Here is a 21,912-nt window from a genome sequence, read left to right on the forward strand (position 1 = left end):
GAGTCGTCACCATGCGCATCCCGCTTTCGTGGCTTGCAGAGTACGTCGACGTCATCCCCGGCTCGACGCCGGAGGACGTGCACGCGGCTCTGGTGAAGGTCGGTCTCGAAGAGGAGGACATCCACCGCTTCGAGATCTCCGGCCCGGTCGTCGTCGGCGAGGTTCTCGACTTCGTCGAGGAACCGCAGACCAACGGCAAGACCATCCGCTGGTGCCAGGTACGTGTCGCGCCGGACGGCGAGACGGCAGCCGACGGGGGAGAGGCGGTGCACGGCATCGTCTGCGGCGCCCGCAACTTCTTCGTCGGTGACAAGGTCGTCGTGACCCTTCCCGGCTCGGTGCTGCCCGGTCCCTTCCCGATCGCAGCACGCAAGACGTACGGCCACGTCTCCGACGGCATGATCGCCTCAGCACGCGAGCTGGGTCTCGGTGACGAGCACGACGGCATCCTGCGACTGGCCCAGCTCGGCATCGATGCACCCGTCGGAACGGATGCCATCGCCCTGCTCGGTCTCGACGACGCGTCGGTCGAGGTGAACGTCACGCCCGACCGCGGCTACGCGCTCTCGATCCGCGGCATCGCACGGGAGTACGCGCACTCGACGGGTGCGGCGTTCCGCGATCCAGCGGCCGCCGTCGAGCCGATGGACGGCGAGGGCTTCGTCGTCGTGATCGACGACACGGCGCCGATCCGCGGGCGAGTAGGAGCGGACGTGTTCGTCACCCGCACCGTTCGCGGCATCGACCCGAAGGCACCGACGCCGGCATGGATGATCGCGCGACTCGTTCTCGCCGGCATCCGGTCCATCTCGCTGATCGTCGACGTGACGAACTACGTCATGGTCGAGCTCGGCCAGCCGACCCATGCATACGACCTGAACAAGCTCAGCGGTGGCATCACGGTTCGCCGGGCAACGTCGGGGGAGAAGCTGACCACCCTCGACGCCCAGGTGCGCGTGCTCGATACCGAGGACCTGCTCATCACCGACGAGTCAGGCCCGATCGGCCTCGCCGGCGTCATGGGGGGTGCGACGACGGAGGTCGGCGACACCACGACCGACGTGCTCATCGAGGCGGCCAACTTCGACCCGGTCTCGATCGCACGGTCGGCCCGCAGGCACAAGCTGCCGAGCGAAGCATCCCGCCGCTTCGAGCGGAGCGTCGACCCCGATGTGGCCCGAGCAGCTGCTGCGCGCGTTGTGCAGCTGCTCGAGCAGCTCGGGGGAGGAAAAGCAGACGGTCTCGGCTCGACCCTGCACACCGCGGCGACCGCCGAGCCGATCCTGCTCCCGAACGGCTACGTGTCGTCCCTCATCGGTGTGGAGTTCACCGACGACGAGGTGCGCACCTCGCTCGCCGAGATCGGCGGCAACCTCGAGGTCACGGATGACGGACTTCTCGTCACCCCGCCGAGCTGGCGCCCCGACCTCGGTGACAAGGCCGATCTGGCCGAGGAGGTCGCCCGCATCGTGGGCTACGACCGCATTCCCTCCGTGCTTCCCGTCGCCCCTCCAGGGCGCGGACTCACACGTTCGCAGCAGCTCCGCAGACAGGCCGCGACGGCGCTCGCAGCGAGCGGCCTCACCGAGGTGCTGGTGTACCCGTTCGTGACCGCGGAGCAGAACGATCTCTTCGGCTCAGCGGTCGAGGAGCACGTGCCCGGTGTGCGGCTCGCCAACGCTCTGGATGCCTCGGTGCCGTTCATGCGCACCTCGCTGCTTCCCGGTCTGATCGAGACGGCCAAGCGCAACCTCTCGCGCGGACTGACAGACCTGGCGCTGTTCGAGGTCGGGTTGGTGTTCCGTCCGGACGGCGCCGTGCACGGCACGCCCGAGCTGCCGGCGGGTGCCGCGCTGCCGACGCCGGCGACGCTCGCAGAGCTGGAGCGGGGCATCCCGGCTCAGCCGCGCATGGTCGGCGCGCTGTTCACGGGCGAGTCAACGCCGAAGCAGCCGGGGCTCGCCGCGGTTCCGGCCGGTGTCGCTGATGCGCTCGCGACCGTGCGCACACTGCAGGATGCCCTCGGCGTCACACTCGAGGTGCGACAGGGCACCCATAAGGCGTTCCATCCCGGTCGCACGGCCGAGGTGCTCCTCGCCGGGGAGCGGGTCGGCTACGCCGCCGAGCTGCTTCCGCAGGTGGCGCTCGACGCCGATCTGCCGCGCGTCGTCGCCGTGCTCGAACTGGACCTCGACGCCATCATGGCGGCGGCAGGGGCCGACCTCGAGGTCACGGCGATCTCGTCCTACCCGGCGGCGACCCAAGACCTGTCGCTCGTCGTCGACGAGACCGTGCCTGCGGCCGACGTACTGGCAAGCGTCGTCGACGGCGCAGGGGAGCTGCTGGAGAACGCACGCGTCGTCGACGACTATCGCGGGCCTGGCGTGCCCGACGGCAGCAAGAGCCTGACGTTCGCGCTCCGGTTCCGCGCCTCCGATCGCACCCTGACGGCGGCGGAGGCCAGCGAGGCCAAGCTGGCTGGAGCGGCCGTCGCAGCCGAGCGCTTCGGCGCGACGGTGCGCGAATAGCGCGATTCGCTGTGCCGGGCCTCGTGCCGCTATGCTGACCGACATGTCTTCCGCTCGGCGCGTTGTTCTCGCACAGGTCGTCTCGACCCGTGCCGCGCGCCGACGCCTGGGCGCACGCCGAAGCTAGGCGACGTCTCCGCGACCGCGATCGGGTGGTCTGCCGTGGACGTCGCCGTGCCGACCACCGTTCGTCCACGTTCTTTTAGGGTAAAGACATGTCTTATTCGGTCGCCGTAGCAGGCGCATCCGGCTACGCGGGGGGAGAGATCCTCCGCATTCTCGCCGATCATCCCGACTTCGAAATCCGTACCGTCACAGCGGGCTCCAACGCGGGCTCACCGCTCATCGACCACCAGCCGCACCTTCGCTCGCTCGCGCACCTCACGCTGCAGGAGACGGATGCCGCGACCCTCGCCGGTCACGACGTCGTCTTCCTCGCGCTGCCGCACGGGGCATCGGGGGCGATCAGCGCACAGCTCGGGGATGACGTGCTCGTCGTCGACTGCGGTGCTGACCACCGCCTCGTCTCGGCGAGCGACTGGGACGCCTACTACGGCGGCGAGCACGCCGGCGCCTGGCCGTACGGAGTGCCCGAGCTGCCCGTCGAAGACGGAAAGCAGCGGGATGCCCTCGTCGGGGTCAACCGCATCGCAGCACCCGGCTGCAACGCCAGCTCCGTCTCCCTTGCCATCGCGCCGGGTATCTCCGCCGGACTCGTCGACGCCTCCGACATCGTCGCGGTGCTCGCGGTCGGTCCGAGCGGTGCGGGCAAGAACCTCAAGACCACCTACCTCGCATCGGAACTGCTCGGCAACGCCGTGCCGTACGGGGTCGGCGGCATGCACAGGCACGTCCCGGAGATCCTGCAGAACCTGCGGGCGGCTGGAGCGCAGGACCCGGCCATCTCGTTCACGCCGGTGCTCGTGCCGATGTCGCGCGGCATCCTGGCCACGGTGACGGCGCCGCTCCAGCCGGGCGCCACCGTCGAGCAGGTTCGCGCGGCCTGGACCGAGGCGTACAGCGGCGAGCCCTTCGTTCAGGTGCTGCCGGCCGGCAAGTTCCCTCGCACCTCCGATGTGCTCGGCGCGAACACCGCGCTCATCGGAGTCACCGTCGATGCGGCCGCGAACCGGGTGGTCGCGATCGTCGCGGTCGACAACCTCGTCAAAGGCACGGCAGGCGCAGCCATCCAGAGCGCCAACATCGCACTCGGTCTGCCGGAGACCACCGGCCTCAGCGTGAACGGAGTCGCCCCGTGACCATCACAGCTCCCGCCGGATTCGCAGCAGCCGGAGTGCCCGCCGGGCTCAAGTCGACGGGCGCCCGCGACCTCGTGGTGGTGCGCAACTTCGGCCCTTCCCAGGCCGCTGCCGCCGTCTTCACGTCGAACCGCTGTCTGGCCAACCCTGTCATCTGGAGCAAGCAGGTCGTCAGCGACGGCATCGTCTCCGCCGTCGTCCTCAACTCGGGCGGAGCGAACTGCTACACCGGCGCGGAGGGCTTCCAGACCACGCATGCGACTGCAGAGGCCGCCGCTGAGCACCTCGGTGTCTCCGCCGGCGACGTGGTGGTCTGCTCGACCGGCCTGATCGGAGACCAGCTGCCGCGAGAGAAGGTGCTCGCGGGAGTCGCGGCCGCCGCTGCCGACCTCGGTTCAGACGAGGCATCCGGTCTCGCCGCCGCAGAGGGCATCATGACGACCGACACCCACCCGAAGCAGGCCATCGTGTCCGGCGATGGCTGGTCGATCGGCGGCATGGCCAAGGGTGCAGGGATGCTCGCGCCAGGGCTCGCCACGATGCTGGTGGTGCTCACCACCGACGCCGCCCTCGACTCCGCCGACCTCGATGCCGCACTTCGAGCCGCAACGCGTGTCACGTTCGACCGCCTCGACTCCGACGGCTGCATGTCGACCAACGACACCGTCGTGCTGCTCTCCTCGGGTGCGTCCGGGGTCGCGCCCGGCTTCGACGAGTTCACGCTCGCGCTCACCGATCTCTGCCAGAGCCTTGCGCTTCAGCTGCAGAGCGACGCAGAGGGGGCATCCCACGACATCGCCATCGAGGTGGTGCACGCCGCCACCGACGACGAGGCGGTCACGGTCGCACGGGCCGTGTCGCGCAGCAACCTCTTCAAGGCCGCGATCTTCGGCAACGACCCCAACTGGGGCAGGGTGCTCGCCGCCGTCGGCACGACCGACGCGCAGTTCGACCCGTACGGCATCGACGTGAGCTTCAACGGGGTGCAGGTCTGCACGGCCGGGGAGCCGGACCAGTCGCGCGACCTCGTCGACCTCACGCCGCGCGAGACGCGCATCGTGATCGACCTGCACTCCGGCGACGCGACGGCGACCATCCTCACCAACGACCTCACGCACGACTACGTGCATGAGAACAGTGCCTACTCGAGCTGAGGCGGAGACCATGACCGATCCCGTCGACATCGAACCCCCAGCCCTTCCGATTCTCGCCGACGCCGGCGCCAAGGCGGCAGTTCTCATCGAGGCGATGCCCTGGCTCAAGGCGTTCCACCACAAGACCATCGTCATCAAGTTCGGCGGCAACGCCATGGAGAGCGACGAGCTCATCCGGTCGTTCGCCGACGACATCGCGTTCCTGCGGTTCGCAGGCATCCGCCCGGTCGTCGTGCACGGCGGCGGCCCGCAGATCTCCGCCATGCTCGACCGGCTCGGCATCGTCAGCGAGTTCCGCGGCGGCTACCGGGTCACGACGCCGGAGACCATGGATGTGGTGCGCATGGTGCTCACAGGCCAGATCAGCCGCGATATCGTGAGCCACATCAACCGGCACGGTGCGCTCGCCTCGGGCATCTCCGGCGAGGACGCCCGGCTCTTCGAGGGCCGCGTGCGCCGCGCTGTCGTCGACGGTCAGGTCGTAGACCTCGGCCAGGTCGGCGACGTCATCGGCGTCAACCCCGACCCGGTGCTCGCCGAGGTGAAGGCCGGCCGCATCCCCGTTGTGTCGTCGATCGCGCTCGACGTCGATGTGCCGGGTCGCAGCCTCAACGTCAACGCCGATGCGGCCGCCGCCGCGCTCGCCGTCGCGCTGGACGCCGCCAAGCTCGTCATCCTCACCAACGTGCCGGGCGTCTACCGCGACTGGCCGGACCGCGACTCGCTCATCTCGTCGATGACCGCCGTCGAGCTGCGCGAGCTGCTGCCGTCGCTCGACACGGGCATGATCCCCAAGATGACGGCCTGCCTCGACGCGGTCGAGGGCGGCATTCCCAAGGCGGCCGTGATCGACGGACGCGACGAGCATTCACTGCTGCTCGAGCTGTTCACGAACGGCGGCAGCGGCACGGAGGTCACGAAGTGAACGACGACATCACCTGGCAGCAGCGGTACACCAACGACCTCGTCGGGGTGTTCGCCACGCCTCCTCTGCTGCTCGACCACGGCAGCGGCGCCTACGTGTGGGATGTCGAGGGCAACGAGTACCTCGACTTCCTCGGCGGCATCGCCGTCAACTCGCTCGGACACGCGCACCCGGTGCTGGTGGATGCCGTCACGGCTCAGGTCTCCCGCCTAGCGCACGTCTCCAACCTCTTCACCAGCGCGCCGCCCCTCGAGCTCGCCGAGCGCCTGCAGCGGCTCACCGGCGCCGGTGCGGACGGTCGGGTCTTCTTCTGCAACTCGGGGACCGAGGCGAACGAGGCGGCATTCAAGCTGGCGCGGCGCAATTCGGCCGGCGGCCGGCATCGCATCCTCGCCCTGAAGAGCGGCTTCCACGGCCGCACGATGGGCGCCCTCGCACTCACCGGCAAGCCGCAGATGCAAGAGCCGTTCCTGCCGATGGTCCCCGGTGTCGAGCACCTCGACGTCACGATCGACGCGCTGAGGAGCGCGATGGACGACACCGTCGCAGCACTCATCGTCGAGCCGATCCAGGGCGAGGCGGGCGTCGTCGAGCTGCCGGACGGCTATCTCGCCGAGGCGCGACGGCTCACGGAGGAACACGGTGCGCTGCTCATCGTCGACGAGATCCAGACCGGCATCGGCCGCACCGGCGCGTGGTTCGGGTACCAGCACGCCGGCATCCTGCCCGACGCGATCACGCTCGCGAAGGGGATGGCCGGGGGCGTGCCGATCGGCGCCTTGGTCACCTTCGGTCGGGCATCCGACCTGCTCGAACCCGGACAGCACGGCACGACGTTCGGCGGAAACCCGCTCGCGACCGCCGCGGCGAACGCGGTGTTGGGCGAGATCGAGCGCGCCGACCTCGTGGGGAACGCCGCTGAATCCGGTGCCCGCCTTCGCGAGGTGGTGTTGGCGTTCGAATCACCGCTCATCGGGACGATCAGGGGCGCCGGGCTGCTGATCGGCATCGGCCTCAGCGAGCCTGTGGCGCCGGCCGTGGTCGCGGCTTCCCTGCGTCACGGGCTCATCGTGAACGCTCCCAACGACTCGACGGTGCGACTTGCCCCGCCCCTCATCATCGGCGACGCCGAGATCGCCGAGTTCGGCCGCCGCTTCGGCGCGGCACTCGACGACGTCGCCGCTCAGCACGCCGCGACCCAGAACGCCACGGCTCAGCACACCGAAGGAGACCACCAGTGACCCGCCACTTCCTCCGCGATGACGACCTGACCCCGGCCGAGCAGTCCGAGGTGCTCGACCTCGCGCTGCGCATCAAGGCCGATCGCTTCGCCGAGCGTCCGCTGGCCGGACCGCAGACCGTCGCCGTGTTCTTCGACAAGACCTCGACCCGCACCAGGGTGTCGTTCTCGGTCGGCATCGCCGACCTCGGCGGCTCGCCCCTCGTGATCACCAGCGGCGAGAGCCAGCTCGGCGCGAAGGAGTCGATCGCCGACACGGCGCGCGTGCTCGAGCGCATGGTGGCCGCCATCGTCTGGCGCACCTATTCGCAGTCCGGCCTCGAGGAGATGGCGTCCGGCACAACCGTTCCGGTCGTCAACGCACTGAGCGATGACTTCCACCCGTGCCAGCTGCTCGCCGACCTCCTCACCGTGCGTGAGAGGTTCGGCTTGCTCGCCGGCCGCACGCTCGCGTACGTCGGCGACGGCGCGAACAACATGTCGCACTCGTACCTGCTCGCGTGTGCCACGGCGGGGATGCACGTGCGTATCGGGGCGCCCGCCGACTATGCGCCCCGGGCCGACATCCTCGACGACGCTCGTCGTATCGCTACGGAGACGGGTGGCTCGGTGCTGGTCACGACCGATGCGCACGAGGCTGCACGCGGCGCGGACGTCGTGGTGACGGACACCTGGGTCTCCATGGGGCAGGAGTCGGAGAAGGCCGAGCGGGTCGCCGTGTTCGGTGACTACCGTGTCGACGACGCCCTGATGGCCGAGGCATCCGACGAGGCGATCTTCCTGCACTGCCTGCCGGCGTATCGCGGGTACGAGGTCGAGGCGTCGGTGATCGACGGCCCGGCATCCGTGGTGTGGGATGAGGCCGAGAACCGCCTGCACGCTCAGAAGGCTCTGCTCGCCTGGCTGTTGAGGAAGAACGAGGGATGACCGACCACAACGACACCGACGGCAACCGGGCAGGCGAAGCGGGAGCCCTCTGGGGCGGCCGCTTCTCAGGCGGCCCGTCGCCAGAGCTCACCGAGCTGAGCAGGTCGACGCAGTTCGACTGGCGGCTCGCCGACTACGACATCGCGGGTTCGAAGGCGCACGCGAAAGCGCTCGCTGCGGCCGGCTATCTGTCTCCCGACGAGTTGACGGCCATGACGGACGCACTCGACGAGCTGCTCGCCGATGTGCGCTCTGGCGCATTCGCCGCAGCGCCCTCCGATGAAGACGTCCATTCCGCGCTCGAGCGTGGCCTGGTCGAACGTGCAGGCGGCGAGCTCGGCGGCAAGCTCCGCGCCGGCCGCAGCCGCAACGACCAGATCGCCACTCTCGTGCGGCTCTTCCTGCTCGACCACTCGGAGCGCATCGCACGTCTCATCCTCGACGTGATCGACGCGCTCGCCGCGCAGGCGGAGGCCAACGCCGACGCCATCATGCCCGGCCGCACGCACCTGCAGCACGCGCAGCCCGTTCTGCTCGCCCACCATCTGCTCGCGCATTGCTGGCCTCTCGTGCGCGATCTCGAGCGCATCGCCGACTGGCGCAGGCGAACGGATGCCTCACCGTACGGGTCCGGCGCCCTCGCCGGCAACACGCTCGGTCTCGACGCCGGGCTGGTGGCAGCGGAGCTCGGGTTCTCCCGCGTCGTCGAGAACTCGATCGACGGCACGGCCAGTCGGGATCTGGTCGCCGAGTTCGCCTTCATCACTGCGCAGCTCGGAATCGACCTCTCGCGTCTGGCCGAGGAGGTCATCCTCTGGAACACGCGGGAATTCGGCTTCGTCACGCTCAGCGACTCGTACTCGACGGGTTCGTCGATCATGCCGCAGAAGAAGAACCCCGACATCGCCGAGCTCGCGAGGGGCAAGTCGGGCCGTCTGATCGGCAACCTCACCGGGCTGCTCGCGACACTGAAGGGGCTTCCGCTCGCCTACAACCGCGACCTGCAGGAGGACAAGGAGCCGGTCTTCGACTCCGTGGACACCCTCGAGGTGCTGATGCCCGCGTTCGCAGGCATGATCACGACGCTGCACTTCCACACGGACAGGATGCGTGAGCTCGCTCCCCAGGGATATTCGCTCGCCACCGACGTGGCCGAGTGGCTCGTCACGCAGCACGTTCCCTTCCGTGATGCCCACGAGATCACCGGCTCGCTCGTCGCCTATGCGGAGGCGAACGGCCTGGAACTCGACGAGGTGGATGACGCCGCGCTCGCAGCTGTGTCGCCCGCGCTCACCCCGGACGTCCGCAGCGTGCTCACGCTGCAGGGATCCGTCGAGTCCCGCAACGGGCTCGGTGGAACGGCGCCGGCGCGCGTCGCAGAGCAGCGCTCGCACCTGACCGAGCGCATCAGGGTGCTCTCCGATGCGCTCTTCGGGGAGGGGGCGGCAGGATGACGCCTTCGCGCGGCCCAGCGGACGAGAACGACTCCGACAAGAAGGGCGCCGACGAGAACAACGCTGACGAGAACTCCGGTTCGCGTCCCCGTAAGGTGGGCAGCCCGCGCTGGCTGATCAACACGATCGCCATCGTGGCTGCTGTCATCATCATCGGCGGCATCATCGCGACGATCGCGCTCGGCGGTCGACTCTTCTAGGGCGAGCCCTCCACGATGACGATGCTCGACAGGTCCTTCTTCGAACGGACGTCACTCGAGGTGGCGCCCGAGATCCTCGGCGCACGGCTGACCCACGTCACCGACGCCGGATCCGTCACCCTGCGCATCACGGAGGTCGAGGCCTACCTGGGTGACGGCACCGACCCCGGGTCGCACGCCTTCCGCGGACGCACGAAGCGCAACGGTGTGATGTTCGGCCCGCCCGGATACGTGTACACCTACTTCACGTACGGCATGCACACCTGCGCGAACCTCGTGTGCTCGCCGGACGGCGAGGCGTCCGCTGTGCTGCTCAGGGCGGGCGAGGTCGTCGACGGCATCGAGCTCGCCAGGGTTCGAAGGGGCGAACGTGTCTCGGACCGCGACCTGGCACGAGGCCCCGCTCGGCTCACCGTCGCGTTGGGCATCCATCTCGACGAGAACGGAGCGGATGCCTTCGCGCCGCCGTTCGCCGTGGAGCTCGCGGATGACCCGGTAGGCGTCATCGCGACGGGACCGCGCACCGGGGTCAGTGGTCACGGGGGAGACGCCACCGCGTTTCCGTGGCGCTACTGGATTCAGGGTGACTCGACGGTGTCGCCGTACAAGCGTCATCCGAAAGCGATCTCGGTGCCCTAGGGCCTCGGTGCCCTAGGTTCTCGGCGCCCTAGGTTCTGAGCCCGAAGACCCGAGGTTCAGAGCCCGATCGCGAACCTGAAGAGACCGCCGCACGCCGCCGCCCACACCAGGCTGACGAGGGTTCCGATGATGAATCTTTCTCGCGCCTCCGCGACATCGAGCTCGGTGAATCTGCCGACGCTCTTGATCGCGACCACGACGGCGATCGCCTCGGGGAATCCCGCCATGATGCTTCCGGTGGTCGCGATGCGCTCGAAGATGCCGATGACCGTTCCGCCTCGCAGCACCTCACCGGAGGTCGACGCGTCCGCTCTCTCGATGACGATGCCGCCGTGGAGGCCCTCGCGCACGGTGTCCCTCGACGCGACCGCGAGCACGAAGAGCACGGCGGGGCCGCCGCCGAGAACACTGAGCGCGAGCACGGCGAGTCCGAGGAGCGCGCTGACCGCGGGGAACGGATGACCGTGCGGGAGCACGACCAGAAGCAGTCCGACGACCACGGAGGTCGCCGCAGCGACGACCAGCCACCGCTTCGGCGTCTTGATCGTGACGGCGGAGGCGGCCACTCCCAATCCGACCACGACGATCACGAGCGCCCAGTAGAGCACAGGAAGCACCACCGAAAGCGCGATCGGATACACGGTCATTCGGCAGCTCCCTCGCTCGACGCTCGGTCAAGATCGTGCAACAGCCTAGTGATGGCCGGCACGGCGGCGGCCTCCGGATGGATGCCTGCCGCACGCGCCCGAGAGCTCACGGCCGGCTCGCTCACACCGAGACGTGCGGCGGCGTCGCGCTGCGTCATCCCCCCGGCCATCAGGTCGTAGAGCTCCCACCCTGCGGCGCTGCGCTTCTCCCTCAGTGCGAGGAGCAGGTCGACGATGGCCTCGAGGTCCGACGCCTGCACCGCCCGGGCATCCGCCCCGGAACGCAGAGCGAATCGCGTCTGTCGTTTCTTGGCGGCATCCACCGCCTCGCGGGCGGCGTAGAACGCCGGGCCGGTGGCTGCGCGCACGGTATCGGGCAAGGGATGTCGCACCTCACCGCATCCGACGCCGACACTCCACTCCCCGGTGCGGCTGAGGTCGAGAACCATGGCGAGTGCCGCGTCGGCGTCATCCGTCATGGCCTGCAGCTCGTCGCCCGCATTGCGATCGACAGCGAGCGCCAGTCGGTCGGCGAAGGTCTCGTCGAGACGACGTCGCGTCGGCTCGACGATGTCGGGGCGGCTGCGGCTGTCCACCTGGTCGGCGGTGATGACGAACATGAACCCTCCCACTGACATTCACGTTGATATAAGCATACATACTTAATCTCGTACGACTTAAGCCTCAAGGCATAATTCAGAAGAGAATAAGCAGAGAGCCCTTGCTACTGTTATCGCGTGCCAGCCGACGTCCTCGCCACCCAGACCAACGATGCCAGCTTCGACGACGTCTGGCAGGAGCTCGTCTGGCGTGGTCACGTGCACGTGTCGACCGACGAAGAGGCACTTCACGCCGCCCTGACCTCCGGACCGCTCACGTTCTACTGCGGATTCGACCCGACGGCTCCGAGCCTGCACCTCGGCAACCTCGTGCAGCTGAACGTCATGAGGCGTCTGCAGCTGGCCGGCCACCGTCCGCTCGGCCTCGTCGGCGGCTCGACGGGTCTCATCGGAGACCCGCGACCATCGGCCGAGCGCACACTGAACACCAAGGAGACCGTCTCGGAGTGGGTAGGCCGCCTGCAGGCTCAAGTCTCACGCTTCCTCAGCGACGAAGGTGAGAACCCGGTTCGCCTGGTCAACAACCTCGACTGGACGGCGCCGCTGTCGGCCATCGACTTCCTCCGGGATGTCGGCAAGCACTACCGCGTGGGCACCATGCTCAAAAAGGATGCCGTCGCGGCGCGGTTGAACTCGGATGCCGGCATCAGCTACACCGAGTTCAGCTACCAGATCCTCCAGGGCTACGACTTCCTCGAGCTGTACCGGCAGTACGGGTGCGTGCTCCAGACGGGTGGAAGCGACCAGTGGGGCAACCTGACCAGCGGGACCGACCTCATCCATCGCGTCGAGGGAGCGTCGGTGCACGCCATCGGAACGCCGCTCGTCGTCAACAGCGACGGGACCAAGTTCGGTAAGAGCGAGGGCAACGCCGTCTGGCTCGATCCCACGCTGACGAGCCCGTACGCCTTCTACCAGTTCTGGCTCAACGCCCTGGACGACGACGTCGTCGAGCGCCTCAAGATCTTCACCTTCCTGCCGCGCGCTGAGATCGAACGCCTCGAGCAGGCGGTGGCCGACGAGCCGTACAAGCGTGAAGCGCAGCGCACGCTCGCACGCGAGGTGACGACACTCGTGCACGGTGCAGAAGCGACCAACGCCGTGATCACAGCAACCGAGGCGCTGTTCGGCAACGGCGATCTCGCGGCGACGGATGCCGGCACCCTGGAGGCCGCTCTCCGCGAGCTCCCGAACACCACGACCGCACCGGATGCACCGATCGCGCAGCTTCTCGCCGACACGGGTCTCACCTCAAGCCTGTCCGAGGCCAGGAGGGCGATCGGCCAGGGTGGCGTGTACATCAACAACGTGAAGGTCGAGGATGCCGCCGCGACCATCGCCGGGTCGGTGCTGCCCAGTGGTCTCGCCGTTCTGCGACGAGGCAAGAAGACCCTCGCCGGCGTGTTCGTGGAGTAGTCGACGCGCCGCGGGCCGCGCGCCACGCCCGGGATGCAGGAGCGATTTGCACCGGCGCGGCAGGGCCCGTAATGTATCCACTCGTCACCCCAAAGGTGCGGAACGCTCGAAGAGCTTCCGGCCTCAAGCGGGACCGATCCTCAGTCGAAGAGCTCCTCCTCTTGTAGGAGAGAACCACTGGCTTGTAGGATGGAAAACCCACTCGGAGTTCTGACTCGCAAGGTCGGCTCGAGCCGCATGGGATCAGCTCGTCCATCGGATGAAGCGCGTCCAGCGGATCGCCGACTTGACAAAGTCAGCTTCGGTGGTAAGGTAGAGAAGTTGCCCCGGGGAGCAAGTCGAGAGACTGAAAACCGGGTGTGTCCGATCCTTGAGAACTCAACAGCGTGCACAATGTCATATGCCAATTTACTCCGGGCACTGTTTTTTGCAGTGTTTGGGATTCCTTTTGGTTGGATATTGAGGATGAATGTCAGTTGATATTTGTTCTTTTTGTCAGGTCAAACATTTTTTTATGGAGAGTTTGATCCTGGCTCAGGACGAACGCTGGCGGCGTGCTTAACACATGCAAGTCGAACGATGAAGGAGAAGCTTGCTTCTTTGGATTAGTGGCGAACGGGTGAGTAACACGTGAGTAACCTGCCCTGGACTCTGGGATAAGCGCTGGAAACGGCGTCTAATACTGGATAGGACCTATCACCGCATGGTGTGTGGGTGGAAAGAATTTTTGGTTCAGGATGGACTCGCGGCCTATCAGCTTGTTGGTGAGGTAATGGCTTACCAAGGCGACGACGGGTAGCCGGCCTGAGAGGGTGACCGGCCACACTGGGACTGAGACACGGCCCAGACTCCTACGGGAGGCAGCAGTGGGGAATATTGCACAATGGGCGAAAGCCTGATGCAGCAACGCCGCGTGAGGGATGACGGCCTTCGGGTTGTAAACCTCTTTTGGCAGGGAAGAAGCCGTAAGGTGACGGTACCTGCAGAAGAAGCACCGGCTAACTACGTGCCAGCAGCCGCGGTAATACGTAGGGTGCGAGCGTTGTCCGGAATTATTGGGCGTAAAGAGCTCGTAGGCGGTTTGTCGCGTCTGCTGTGAAATCCCGAGGCTCAACCTCGGGTCTGCAGTGGGTACGGGCAGGCTAGAGTGCGGTAGGGGAGAATGGAACTCCTGGTGTAGCGGTGGAATGCGCAGATATCAGGAAGAACACCGATGGCGAAGGCAGTTCTCTGGGCCGTAACTGACGCTGAGGAGCGAAAGCGTGGGGAGCGAACAGGATTAGATACCCTGGTAGTCCACGCCGTAAACGTTGGGCGCTAGATGTGGGGACCATTCCACGGTTTCCGTGTCGCAGCTAACGCATTAAGCGCCCCGCCTGGGGAGTACGGCCGCAAGGCTAAAACTCAAAGGAATTGACGGGGGCCCGCACAAGCGGCGGAGCATGCGGATTAATTCGATGCAACGCGAAGAACCTTACCAAGGCTTGACATATACGAGAATGCTGCAGAAATGTAGAGCTCTTTGGACACTCGTATACAGGTGGTGCATGGTTGTCGTCAGCTCGTGTCGTGAGATGTTGGGTTAAGTCCCGCAACGAGCGCAACCCTCGTTCTATGTTGCCAGCACGTGATGGTGGGAACTCATAGGAGACTGCCGGGGTCAACTCGGAGGAAGGTGGGGATGACGTCAAATCATCATGCCCCTTATGTCTTGGGCTTCACGCATGCTACAATGGCCGGTACAAAGGGCTGCGATACCGTAAGGTGGAGCGAATCCCAAAAAGCCGGTCTCAGTTCGGATTGAGGTCTGCAACTCGACCTCATGAAGTCGGAGTCGCTAGTAATCGCAGATCAGCAACGCTGCGGTGAATACGTTCCCGGGCCTTGTACACACCGCCCGTCAAGTCATGAAAGTCGGTAACACCCGAAGCCGGTGGCCCAACCCTTGTGGAGGGAGCCGTCGAAGGTGGGATCGGTGATTAGGACTAAGTCGTAACAAGGTAGCCGTACCGGAAGGTGCGGCTGGATCACCTCCTTTCTAAGGAGCATCTGGCACCCGCAGGGGTGTCCAGGCGCCAGATCAGGACCGAATGTGTCCTGCTGGTAGCTCATGGGTGGAACATTGACATTGGTGCGGAGCCGAGCGGCTTCTGTTCAGTACGGTCCTTTTCGGAGGGCAAGGAACGGCAGGGGTTGGGGTGTTTCGCACATGCACGCTGTTGGGTCCTGAGGGACCGGACCGGCTGAAGGGCCGTTTCGACTCTCGGACCCTTTTCTTGTCCGCCCGGTTGGGTGGGTGGGGGGAGGGATCGCCCGTATTTTGAGAACTACACAGTGGACGCGAGCATCTTTGATCCGGACCTTCGGGTTCGGGTCGTAAAGATCTGATTTATTAGATCATTGGTCAATCCGCGTTGTGCCGGCCTTTTTGGGGTTGGTGTGACGTTGATCGATTCTTAGAACTCATGTGATTTCAAGTTTTTAAGAGCAAACGGTGGATGCCTTGGCATCTGGAGCCGAAGAAGGACGTAGCAATCTGCGATAAGCCTCGGGGAGTTGATAAGCGAACTTTGATCCGAGGGTGTCCGAATGGGGAAACCCGGCCAGGCCCTTTGTGGTGACCTGGTTACTCCCGCCTGAATGTATAGGGCGGGTAGAGGGAACGTGGGGAAGTGAAACATCTCAGTACCCACAGGAAGAGAAAACAACAGTGATTCCGTTAGTAGTGGCGAGCGAACGCGGAAGAGGCTAAACCGTGCCTGTGTGATACCCGGCAGGGGTTGCAGGTTCGGGGTTGTGGGACTTTCCGTGCTGTTCTGCCGGACAGTGAACGTGATGCGTGTGTATAGGCGAACGGTCTTGAATGGCCGGCCGTAGTGGGTGGTAGCCCCGTAGCCGAAATGTGTGACGCAGCGTGGAGAGTATCCCAAGTAGCACGGGGCCCGAGAAATCCCGTGTGAATCTGTCAGGACCACCTGATAAGCCTAAATACTCCCAGATGACCGATAGCGGACAAGTACCGTGAGGGAAAGGTGAAAAGTACCCCGGGAGGGGAGTGAAATAGTACCTGAAACCGTTTGCTTACAAACCGTCGGAGCCTCTTTGTGGGGTGACGGCGTGCCTTTTGAAGAATGAGCCTGCGAGTTAGCGATATGTGGCGAGGTTAACCCGTGTGGGGTAGCCGTAGCGAAAGCGAGTCTGAACAGGGCGTTCAGTCGCATGTCCTAGACCCGAAGCGAAGTGATCTACCCATGGCCAGGTTGAAGCGACGGTAAGACGTCGTGGAGGACCGAACCCACTTCAGTTGAAAATGGAGGGGATGAGCTGTGGGTAGGGGTGAAAGGCCAATCAAACTTCGTGATAGCTGGTTCTCTCCGAAATGCATTTAGGTGCAGCGTTGCGTGTTTCTTGCCGGAGGTAGAGCTACTGGATGGCCGATGGGCCCTACAAGGTTACTGACGTCAGCCAAACTCCGAATGCCGGTAAGTGAGAGCGCAGCAGTGAGACGGTGGGGGATAAGCTTCATCGTCGAGAGGGAAACAACCCAGACCACCAACTAAGGTCCCTAAGCGCGTGCTAAGTGGGAAAGGATGTGGAGTTGCACAGACAACCAGGAGGTTGGCTTAGAAGCAGCCACCCTTGAAAGAGTGCGTAATAGCTCACTGGTCAAGTGATTCCGCGCCGACAATGTAACGGGGCTCAAGCACGCCACCGAAGTTGTGGCATTACCATTAGTGACAAGCCTTCGTGGTTCAGTCGTGGTGATGGGTAGGAGAGCGTCGTGTGGGCAGTGAAGCGGCGGTGTGAACCAGTCGTGGAGCCTACACGAGTGAGAATGCAGGCATGAGTAGCGAAAGACGGGTGAGAAACCCGTCCTCCGAAAGACCAAGGGTTCCAGGGCCAGGCTAATCCGCCCTGGGTAAGTCGGGACCTAAGGCGAGGCCGACAGGCGTAGTCGATGGACAACGGGTTGATATTCCCGTACCGGCGAAGAACCGCCCCAGTCAATCCAGTGATGCTAAGAGTCCGAATCCCGTGACCGGATCCCTTCGGGGGGAAGGTTCGGGGCTAGCACTCGACCCTATGCTGGTGCGGCTAGCGTATTAACAGGTGTGACGCAGGAAGGTAGCTGATGCCGGGCGATGGTTGTCCCGGTGCAAGTGCGTAGGCTGAGAGATAGGCAAATCCGTCTCTCGTTCGGCTGAGACACGATGCGGACCCGTTTGGGGAAGTCAGTGATCCTATGCTGCCGAGAAAAGCATCGACGCGAGGTTCCAGCCGCCCGTACCCTAAACCGACTCAGGTGGTCAGGTAGAGAATACCAAGGAGATCGAGAGAATCGTGGTTAAGGAACTCGGCAAAATGCCCCCGTAACTTCGGGAGAAGGGGGGCCCGAAGCGTGAACACCCTTGCGGTGGGAAGCGTGGAGTGGCCGCAGAGACCAGTGGGAAGCGACTGTTTACTAAAAACACAGGTCCGTGCCAAGTCGCAAGACGATGTATACGGACTGACGCCTGCCCGGTGCTGGAAGGTTAAGAGGAACGGTTAGCCGTAAGGCGAAGCTGAGAATTTAAGCCCCAGTAAACGGCGGTGGTAACTATAACCATCCTAAGGTAGCGAAATTCCTTGTCGGGTAAGTTCCGACCTGCACGAATGGCGTAACGACTTCCCAGCTGTCTCAACCGCGAACTCGGCGAAATTGCAGTACGAGTAAAGATGCTCGTTACGCGCAGCAGGACGGAAAGACCCCGTGACCTTTACTACAGCTTGGTATTGGTGTTCGGTGTGGCTTGTGTAGGATAGGTGGGAGACTATGAGACGGGCACGCTAGTGTTCGTGGAGTCGTTGTTGAAATACCACTCTGGTCACTCTGGATGTCTAACTTCGAACCGTAATCCGGTTCAGGGACAGTGCCTGGTGGGTAGTTTAACTGGGGCGGTTGCCTCCTAAAGAGTAACGGAGGCGCCCAAAGGTTCCCTCAACCTGGTTGGCAATCAGGTGGCGAGTGTAAGTGCACAAGGGAGCTTGACTGTGAGACTGACAGGTCGAGCAGGGACGAAAGTCGGGACTAGTGATCCGGCAGTGGCTTGTGGAAGCGCTGTCGCTCAACGGATAAAAGGTACCTCGGGGATAACAGGCTGATCTTGCCCAAGAGTCCATATCGACGGCATGGTTTGGCACCTCGATGTCGGCTCGTCGCATCCTGGGGCTGGAGTAGGTCCCAAGGGTTGGGCTGTTCGCCCATTAAAGCGGTACGCGAGCTGGGTTTAGAACGTCGTGAGACAGTTCGGTCCCTATCCGCTGCGCGCGTAGGAAATTTGAGAGGATCTGACCCTAGTACGAGAGGACCGGGTTGGACGAACCTCTGGTGTGCCAGTTGTTCCGCCAGGAGCACCGCTGGTTAGCTACGTTCGGGATGGATAACCGCTGAAAGCATCTAAGCGGGAAGCCGGCCTCGAGATGAGATTTCCATCCCTTCGGGGGAGAGGCTCCCAGCCAGACGACTGGGTTGATAGGCCGGATGTGGAAGCAGGGACTAAAGACCTGTGCAGCTGACCGGTACTAATAAGCCGATAACTTGATAATCACCACTCTCATACACGTTTGAAAAGGCTCGTATGAGGGGCCCAAAGATTTCGCTCGCGTCCACTTTGTGGTTCTCGATCTACGGACGAGAACCCAACACCACCCCACACGAACCGTGTGACCGCACCCCGCAGTGCGCACCGGCCAGTGACACGGGGCATGGTTTTGAGACTGTAAATCAATAGTGTTACGGCGGCCATAGCGAGAGGGAAACGCCCGGAAACATTCCGAACCCGGAAGCTAAGACTCCCAGCGCCGATGGTACTGCAGGGGTGACCCTGTGGGAGAGTAGGACACCGCCGGACTCCTTTTAGGACGAAGTGGCCACCCAATGCGGGTGGCCACTTTGTGCGTTAGCGAGACAATTCAGCAGGGAGCGGTCGACGACCGCCGAGGAAGGACGAGCCATGGCAGAGGACGACCGCGATTCCGCAGGGCGGGGCGATTCGTCCGACGCCAGGGGCAAGCGTGACTCCGGGGCGCCACGCAGCGGTGGCTCTCGTGCACGAGGCGATCGGCCTTCCGGCTCTGGGCGTGCCGGCTACTCATCGTCCGCCGCGCGCGATGGAGCTTCGGGCGGCGGCCGCCCGAGACGCGACTCATCGGGGGCCGGCGCAGGCGGCTACCGCAAGCGAGACGACTCCGGTCGGTCTGGCAGCGAGGGCGGCTACCGTAAGCGCGATGGCTCATCGGGCGGCTCAGGCGGATACCAGCGTCGCGAGGGCGGGCCCGCGAGTGATCACGGTCGCTACCAGAAGCGTGATGGCGCCGGTGGTGCTTATCAGCGCCGCGACGGTGCTAGTGGTGGGGGCGGATACCGCAAGCGTGATGACGGGACGTCGGGTGGCGAGCGCGGTGGTCACCAGCGCCGCGATGACAGGAAGCCGTCCGAGCGCGGCAGCTACCAGCGCCGCGATGACAGGAAGCCGTCCGAGGGCGGCGGTTACCAGCGCCGTGACGGCGGGAAGTCGTCCGAGCGAAGCAGCTACCAGCGCCGCGATGACCGCAAGCCGTCAGAGCGCGGCGGGTACGAGCGGCGAGATGGTGCGGGTCGTGGCACCGGTGGCGGCGCAGGCGGGTACCGGAGGAACGACGACGGCCGCCCCGGCGAGCGTGGCGGGTACCAGAAGCGGGATTCAGGTCGCCCGGGTGAACGGAGGCCGGCGGATCGTGGCGGTTATCGCAAGCACGACGATGGAGCGTCGCCAAGGGGTGGTCGCGAGCGTGTCGCCGGTGCGCCGCACGCTGGACGCCAGCCTCACACCGGACGTCATGGTAGCGACAGAGACCAGAGGCTGTGGACGCGCGACGGGCGTCCGGCCCGTGGCGATCGCGATGCTCGCGACCACGAGCGTCAGCTCACCGAAGAGGAGTTGAGGGCACGGGAGCTGCGCTCGGTACGTCCGAGGCACGATGACCCGGACATCCCCAACGGTGTCGAGGCGAAGGACCTGAACCGTGCGGCTCGCATCGAGCTGAAGACCCTCAGCAAAGAGAACGCCGAGTGGGTCGCCCAGCACCTCGCGATGGCCTCGCGGCTGATCGACGAGGACCCGGCTCTGGCGCACCGGCACGCGATTTCGGCCGCGCGTAGGGCCGGCCGCATCGCGATCGTTCGCGAGACGCTGGCGATAACTGCGTATGCCAACGAGGACTACGCGCTGGCGCTCCGCGAGCTGCGCACGTATCGGCGCATTTCGGGCAAGAACGACCAGCTTCCGCTCATGGTGGACAGCGAGCGGGGCGTCGGGCGACCAGACCGAGCGCTCGAGCTCGGCCGCTCGGTCGACCGCGCGGAGCTGCCGGTCGACGTGCAGGTCTCGCTCGCGATCGCGATGTCGGGCGCACGTCTCGACCAGGGACAGCCCGACGCGGCACTGGCAGAGCTGCAGATTCCGCAGCTCGATCGCACTCGTGCCTTCTCGTACAGCCCCGACCTGTTCGACGCGTACGCCACGGTTCTCGAAGATCTCGGACGGCAGGCAGAGGCGGACGAGTGGTATGCGCTGGCCGAGCGCGCAAGGGCCGCCCTGGGCGAGGATGACACCGAAGACGAGCTGATCGAGGTGGAGGTGGAAGACCTCGAGCTTGACGACGAGGTGGAAGACCTGGAACTGGAAGACCTGGAGGCCGACAACCTGGCGGCCGACGCCGAGTCCGTCGACGCCGAGGCGGCCGAGGTCGAAGCGGTGGAGGACGAGGTCGCCGAGGTCGAGGAGTCCGAAGCGAGCACTGAGGCCGGGGCCGACGCGCCCGCAGCGGAGCGCGCCGATGACGAGTGAGACGACGCGACGGCCCGGGCTCTTCGGCAAGAACCGAGAGCGCACCCCGCTGGACGATGTGGATGTCATCCTGGCCGACCTCGACGGGGTTCTCTACGCGGGTGCGAACGCGATCCCGTATTCGATCGACGCGATGACGGCGGCTCAGGGTAACGGCATCCGGGTCGGGTGCATCACGAACAATGCCTCGCGCACCGATACGTCGGTGGCCGAGCATCTCGTGAAGCTCGGGCTCCAGGTCGAGCCGACGGACGTCGTGACCTCTCCGCAGGCCGCGATGGCGGTGCTCGCCGAGCTGGTCGAGCCGGGGTCGACGGTATTGGTGGTCGGCGGCGACGGGCTCGTCGTCGAGCTGGAGAAGGCCGGATTCCGTGTGACGCGGACCACGGACGATCACCCGGTCGCGGTCGTGCAAGGCTTCGCACCCGAGGTCGGATGGTTGCAGCTGGCTGAGGCATCCTTCGCGCTGGCCGACGAGAACGTGCACTGGGTCGCGACGAACACCGACTGGACCATTCCTCAGGCGCGCGGTGTCGCGCCGGGCAATGGCACCCTGGTCTCCGCCGTGCACACTGCGGTCGGGAGGCTCCCCGTCGTCGCGGGCAAGCCGGAGCGCCGCATCTTCGATGTGGCGATCGAGAGGTTCGATGCGAAGTCACCGCTCGTGATCGGTGACCGCCTGGACACCGACATTCTCGGGGCGAATCGGGCGGGCATCCCCTCGGCTCTGGTGCTGACGGGAATCGACAGGGCGAAGCAGGTGCTGGCCGCCGGAAAGGATGAGCGACCCACCTACGTTCTCTCCGACCTGCGCGAGCTGAGCGAGCCGTATCCGGAAGCGAAGATCTCACGGAACCGCGACAGGGTCGACGTGCGGGACGCGCAGGTGAGGCTCGAGGGCAACCGTGTTCGCATCGCGAAGCGCGGTGAGAGCGAGGTCGACCTGCTGCGCGCGGCAAGCACGCTGATCTGGAATTGCGGACATCCGATCTACGCACTGGACGTTCCGGAGGAACTCTACGTCTGAGCGATCCG

14 protein-coding genes and 3 rRNA genes are annotated in these 21,912 nt (G+C 65.3%); 15 read left to right on the forward strand and 2 right to left on the reverse strand.

Translation table 11 applies throughout. From position 1 onward, the window contains the following. Positions 1 to 11 precede the first annotated feature (11 nt). The 9 genes from pheT to ACYVDN_RS02370 all read left to right on the forward strand — a co-directional run bounded on the left by pheT (position 12) and on the right by ACYVDN_RS02370 (position 10,326). The gene (pheT, locus tag ACYVDN_RS02330) at positions 12 to 2,528 is read left to right on the forward strand and encodes a phenylalanine--tRNA ligase subunit beta (protein ID WP_460568053.1); all 2,517 of its coding nucleotides are present in this window, start codon (positions 12 to 14) and stop codon (positions 2,526 to 2,528) included. Positions 2,529 to 2,743: 215 nt separating this feature from the next. Further along, positions 2,744 to 3,787 (forward strand): N-acetyl-gamma-glutamyl-phosphate reductase, encoded by a 1,044-nt coding sequence (gene argC / locus ACYVDN_RS02335; protein WP_460568055.1) that lies wholly within the window; start codon positions 2,744 to 2,746, stop codon positions 3,785 to 3,787. After that, positions 3,784 to 4,941 carry a bifunctional glutamate N-acetyltransferase/amino-acid acetyltransferase gene (gene argJ / locus ACYVDN_RS02340; RefSeq protein ID WP_460568057.1) on the forward strand — a complete coding sequence of 386 codons (1,158 nt, stop codon included), beginning with the start codon at positions 3,784 to 3,786 and terminating at the stop codon, positions 4,939 to 4,941. Before argC ends, argJ begins: the two co-directional genes overlap by 4 nt. Positions 4,942 to 4,951: 10 nt before the next feature. Next, positions 4,952 to 5,866, forward strand: coding sequence for an acetylglutamate kinase (gene argB, locus ACYVDN_RS02345; protein WP_460568059.1), 915 nt, complete (start codon positions 4,952 to 4,954; stop codon positions 5,864 to 5,866). Further along, positions 5,863 to 7,107, forward strand: coding sequence for an aspartate aminotransferase family protein (locus ACYVDN_RS02350; protein ID WP_460568061.1), 1,245 nt, complete (start codon positions 5,863 to 5,865; stop codon positions 7,105 to 7,107). The genes argB and ACYVDN_RS02350 overlap by 4 nt, the downstream gene beginning before the upstream one ends. Beyond that, a complete protein-coding gene (argF, locus tag ACYVDN_RS02355) occupies positions 7,104 to 8,033 on the forward strand; it encodes an ornithine carbamoyltransferase (protein ID WP_460568063.1) in 930 nt (309 codons plus the stop codon). Before ACYVDN_RS02350 ends, argF begins: the two co-directional genes overlap by 4 nt. After that, complete coding sequence (argH, locus tag ACYVDN_RS02360; protein WP_460568065.1) at positions 8,030 to 9,487, forward strand: argininosuccinate lyase; 1,458 nt, start codon at positions 8,030 to 8,032, stop codon at positions 9,485 to 9,487. Before argF ends, argH begins: the two co-directional genes overlap by 4 nt. Next, on the forward strand, positions 9,484 to 9,687 hold the full coding sequence (locus ACYVDN_RS02365) for a hypothetical protein (protein ID WP_460568067.1): 204 nt from the start codon (positions 9,484 to 9,486) through the stop codon (positions 9,685 to 9,687). The genes argH and ACYVDN_RS02365 overlap by 4 nt, the downstream gene beginning before the upstream one ends. Positions 9,688 to 9,708: 21 nt before the next feature. Then, positions 9,709 to 10,326 (forward strand): DNA-3-methyladenine glycosylase, encoded by a 618-nt coding sequence (locus ACYVDN_RS02370; protein ID WP_460572206.1) that lies wholly within the window; start codon positions 9,709 to 9,711, stop codon positions 10,324 to 10,326. 56 nt (positions 10,327 to 10,382) lie between these two features. Here the strand turns inward: ACYVDN_RS02370 and ACYVDN_RS02375 are convergent, their stop codons facing one another. Both ACYVDN_RS02375 and ACYVDN_RS02380 read right to left on the reverse strand, forming a co-directional pair. Next, positions 10,383 to 10,973 carry a hypothetical protein gene (locus ACYVDN_RS02375; RefSeq protein WP_460568069.1) on the reverse strand — a complete coding sequence of 197 codons (591 nt, stop codon included), beginning with the start codon at positions 10,971 to 10,973 and terminating at the stop codon, positions 10,383 to 10,385. Then, positions 10,970 to 11,593, reverse strand: coding sequence for a DNA-binding protein (locus ACYVDN_RS02380; protein WP_460568071.1), 624 nt, complete (start codon positions 11,591 to 11,593; stop codon positions 10,970 to 10,972). The genes ACYVDN_RS02375 and ACYVDN_RS02380 overlap by 4 nt, the downstream gene beginning before the upstream one ends. Positions 11,594 to 11,710: 117 nt before the next feature. Between ACYVDN_RS02380 and tyrS the strand changes: the two genes are divergently transcribed. The 6 genes from tyrS to ACYVDN_RS02410 all read left to right on the forward strand — a co-directional run bounded on the left by tyrS (position 11,711) and on the right by ACYVDN_RS02410 (position 21,904). Further along, a complete protein-coding gene (gene tyrS, locus ACYVDN_RS02385; protein ID WP_460568073.1) occupies positions 11,711 to 13,009 on the forward strand; it encodes a tyrosine--tRNA ligase in 1,299 nt (432 codons plus the stop codon). 511 nt (positions 13,010 to 13,520) lie between these two features. Continuing rightward, positions 13,521 to 15,047 (forward strand): 16S ribosomal RNA (locus tag ACYVDN_RS02390). A gap of 433 nt (positions 15,048 to 15,480) precedes the next feature. Then, a 23S ribosomal RNA gene (locus ACYVDN_RS02395) occupies positions 15,481 to 18,595 on the forward strand. 188 nt (positions 18,596 to 18,783) lie between these two features. Continuing rightward, a 5S ribosomal RNA gene (rrf, locus tag ACYVDN_RS02400) occupies positions 18,784 to 18,900 on the forward strand. The 16S, 23S and 5S rRNA genes sit together here, the layout of an rRNA operon. Before the next feature lie 1,068 nt (positions 18,901 to 19,968). Beyond that, positions 19,969 to 20,877: a hypothetical protein gene (locus ACYVDN_RS02405; protein ID WP_460568075.1), complete on the forward strand. Its 909-nt coding sequence runs from the start codon at positions 19,969 to 19,971 to the stop codon at positions 20,875 to 20,877. After that, positions 20,867 to 21,904, forward strand: a complete 1,038-nt coding sequence (locus ACYVDN_RS02410; RefSeq protein WP_460568077.1) for an HAD-IIA family hydrolase — start codon at positions 20,867 to 20,869, stop codon at positions 21,902 to 21,904. The genes ACYVDN_RS02405 and ACYVDN_RS02410 overlap by 11 nt, the downstream gene beginning before the upstream one ends. Positions 21,905 to 21,912 lie beyond the last annotated feature (8 nt).

The sequence above is a fragment of the Humibacter soli genome (assembly GCF_054779035.1).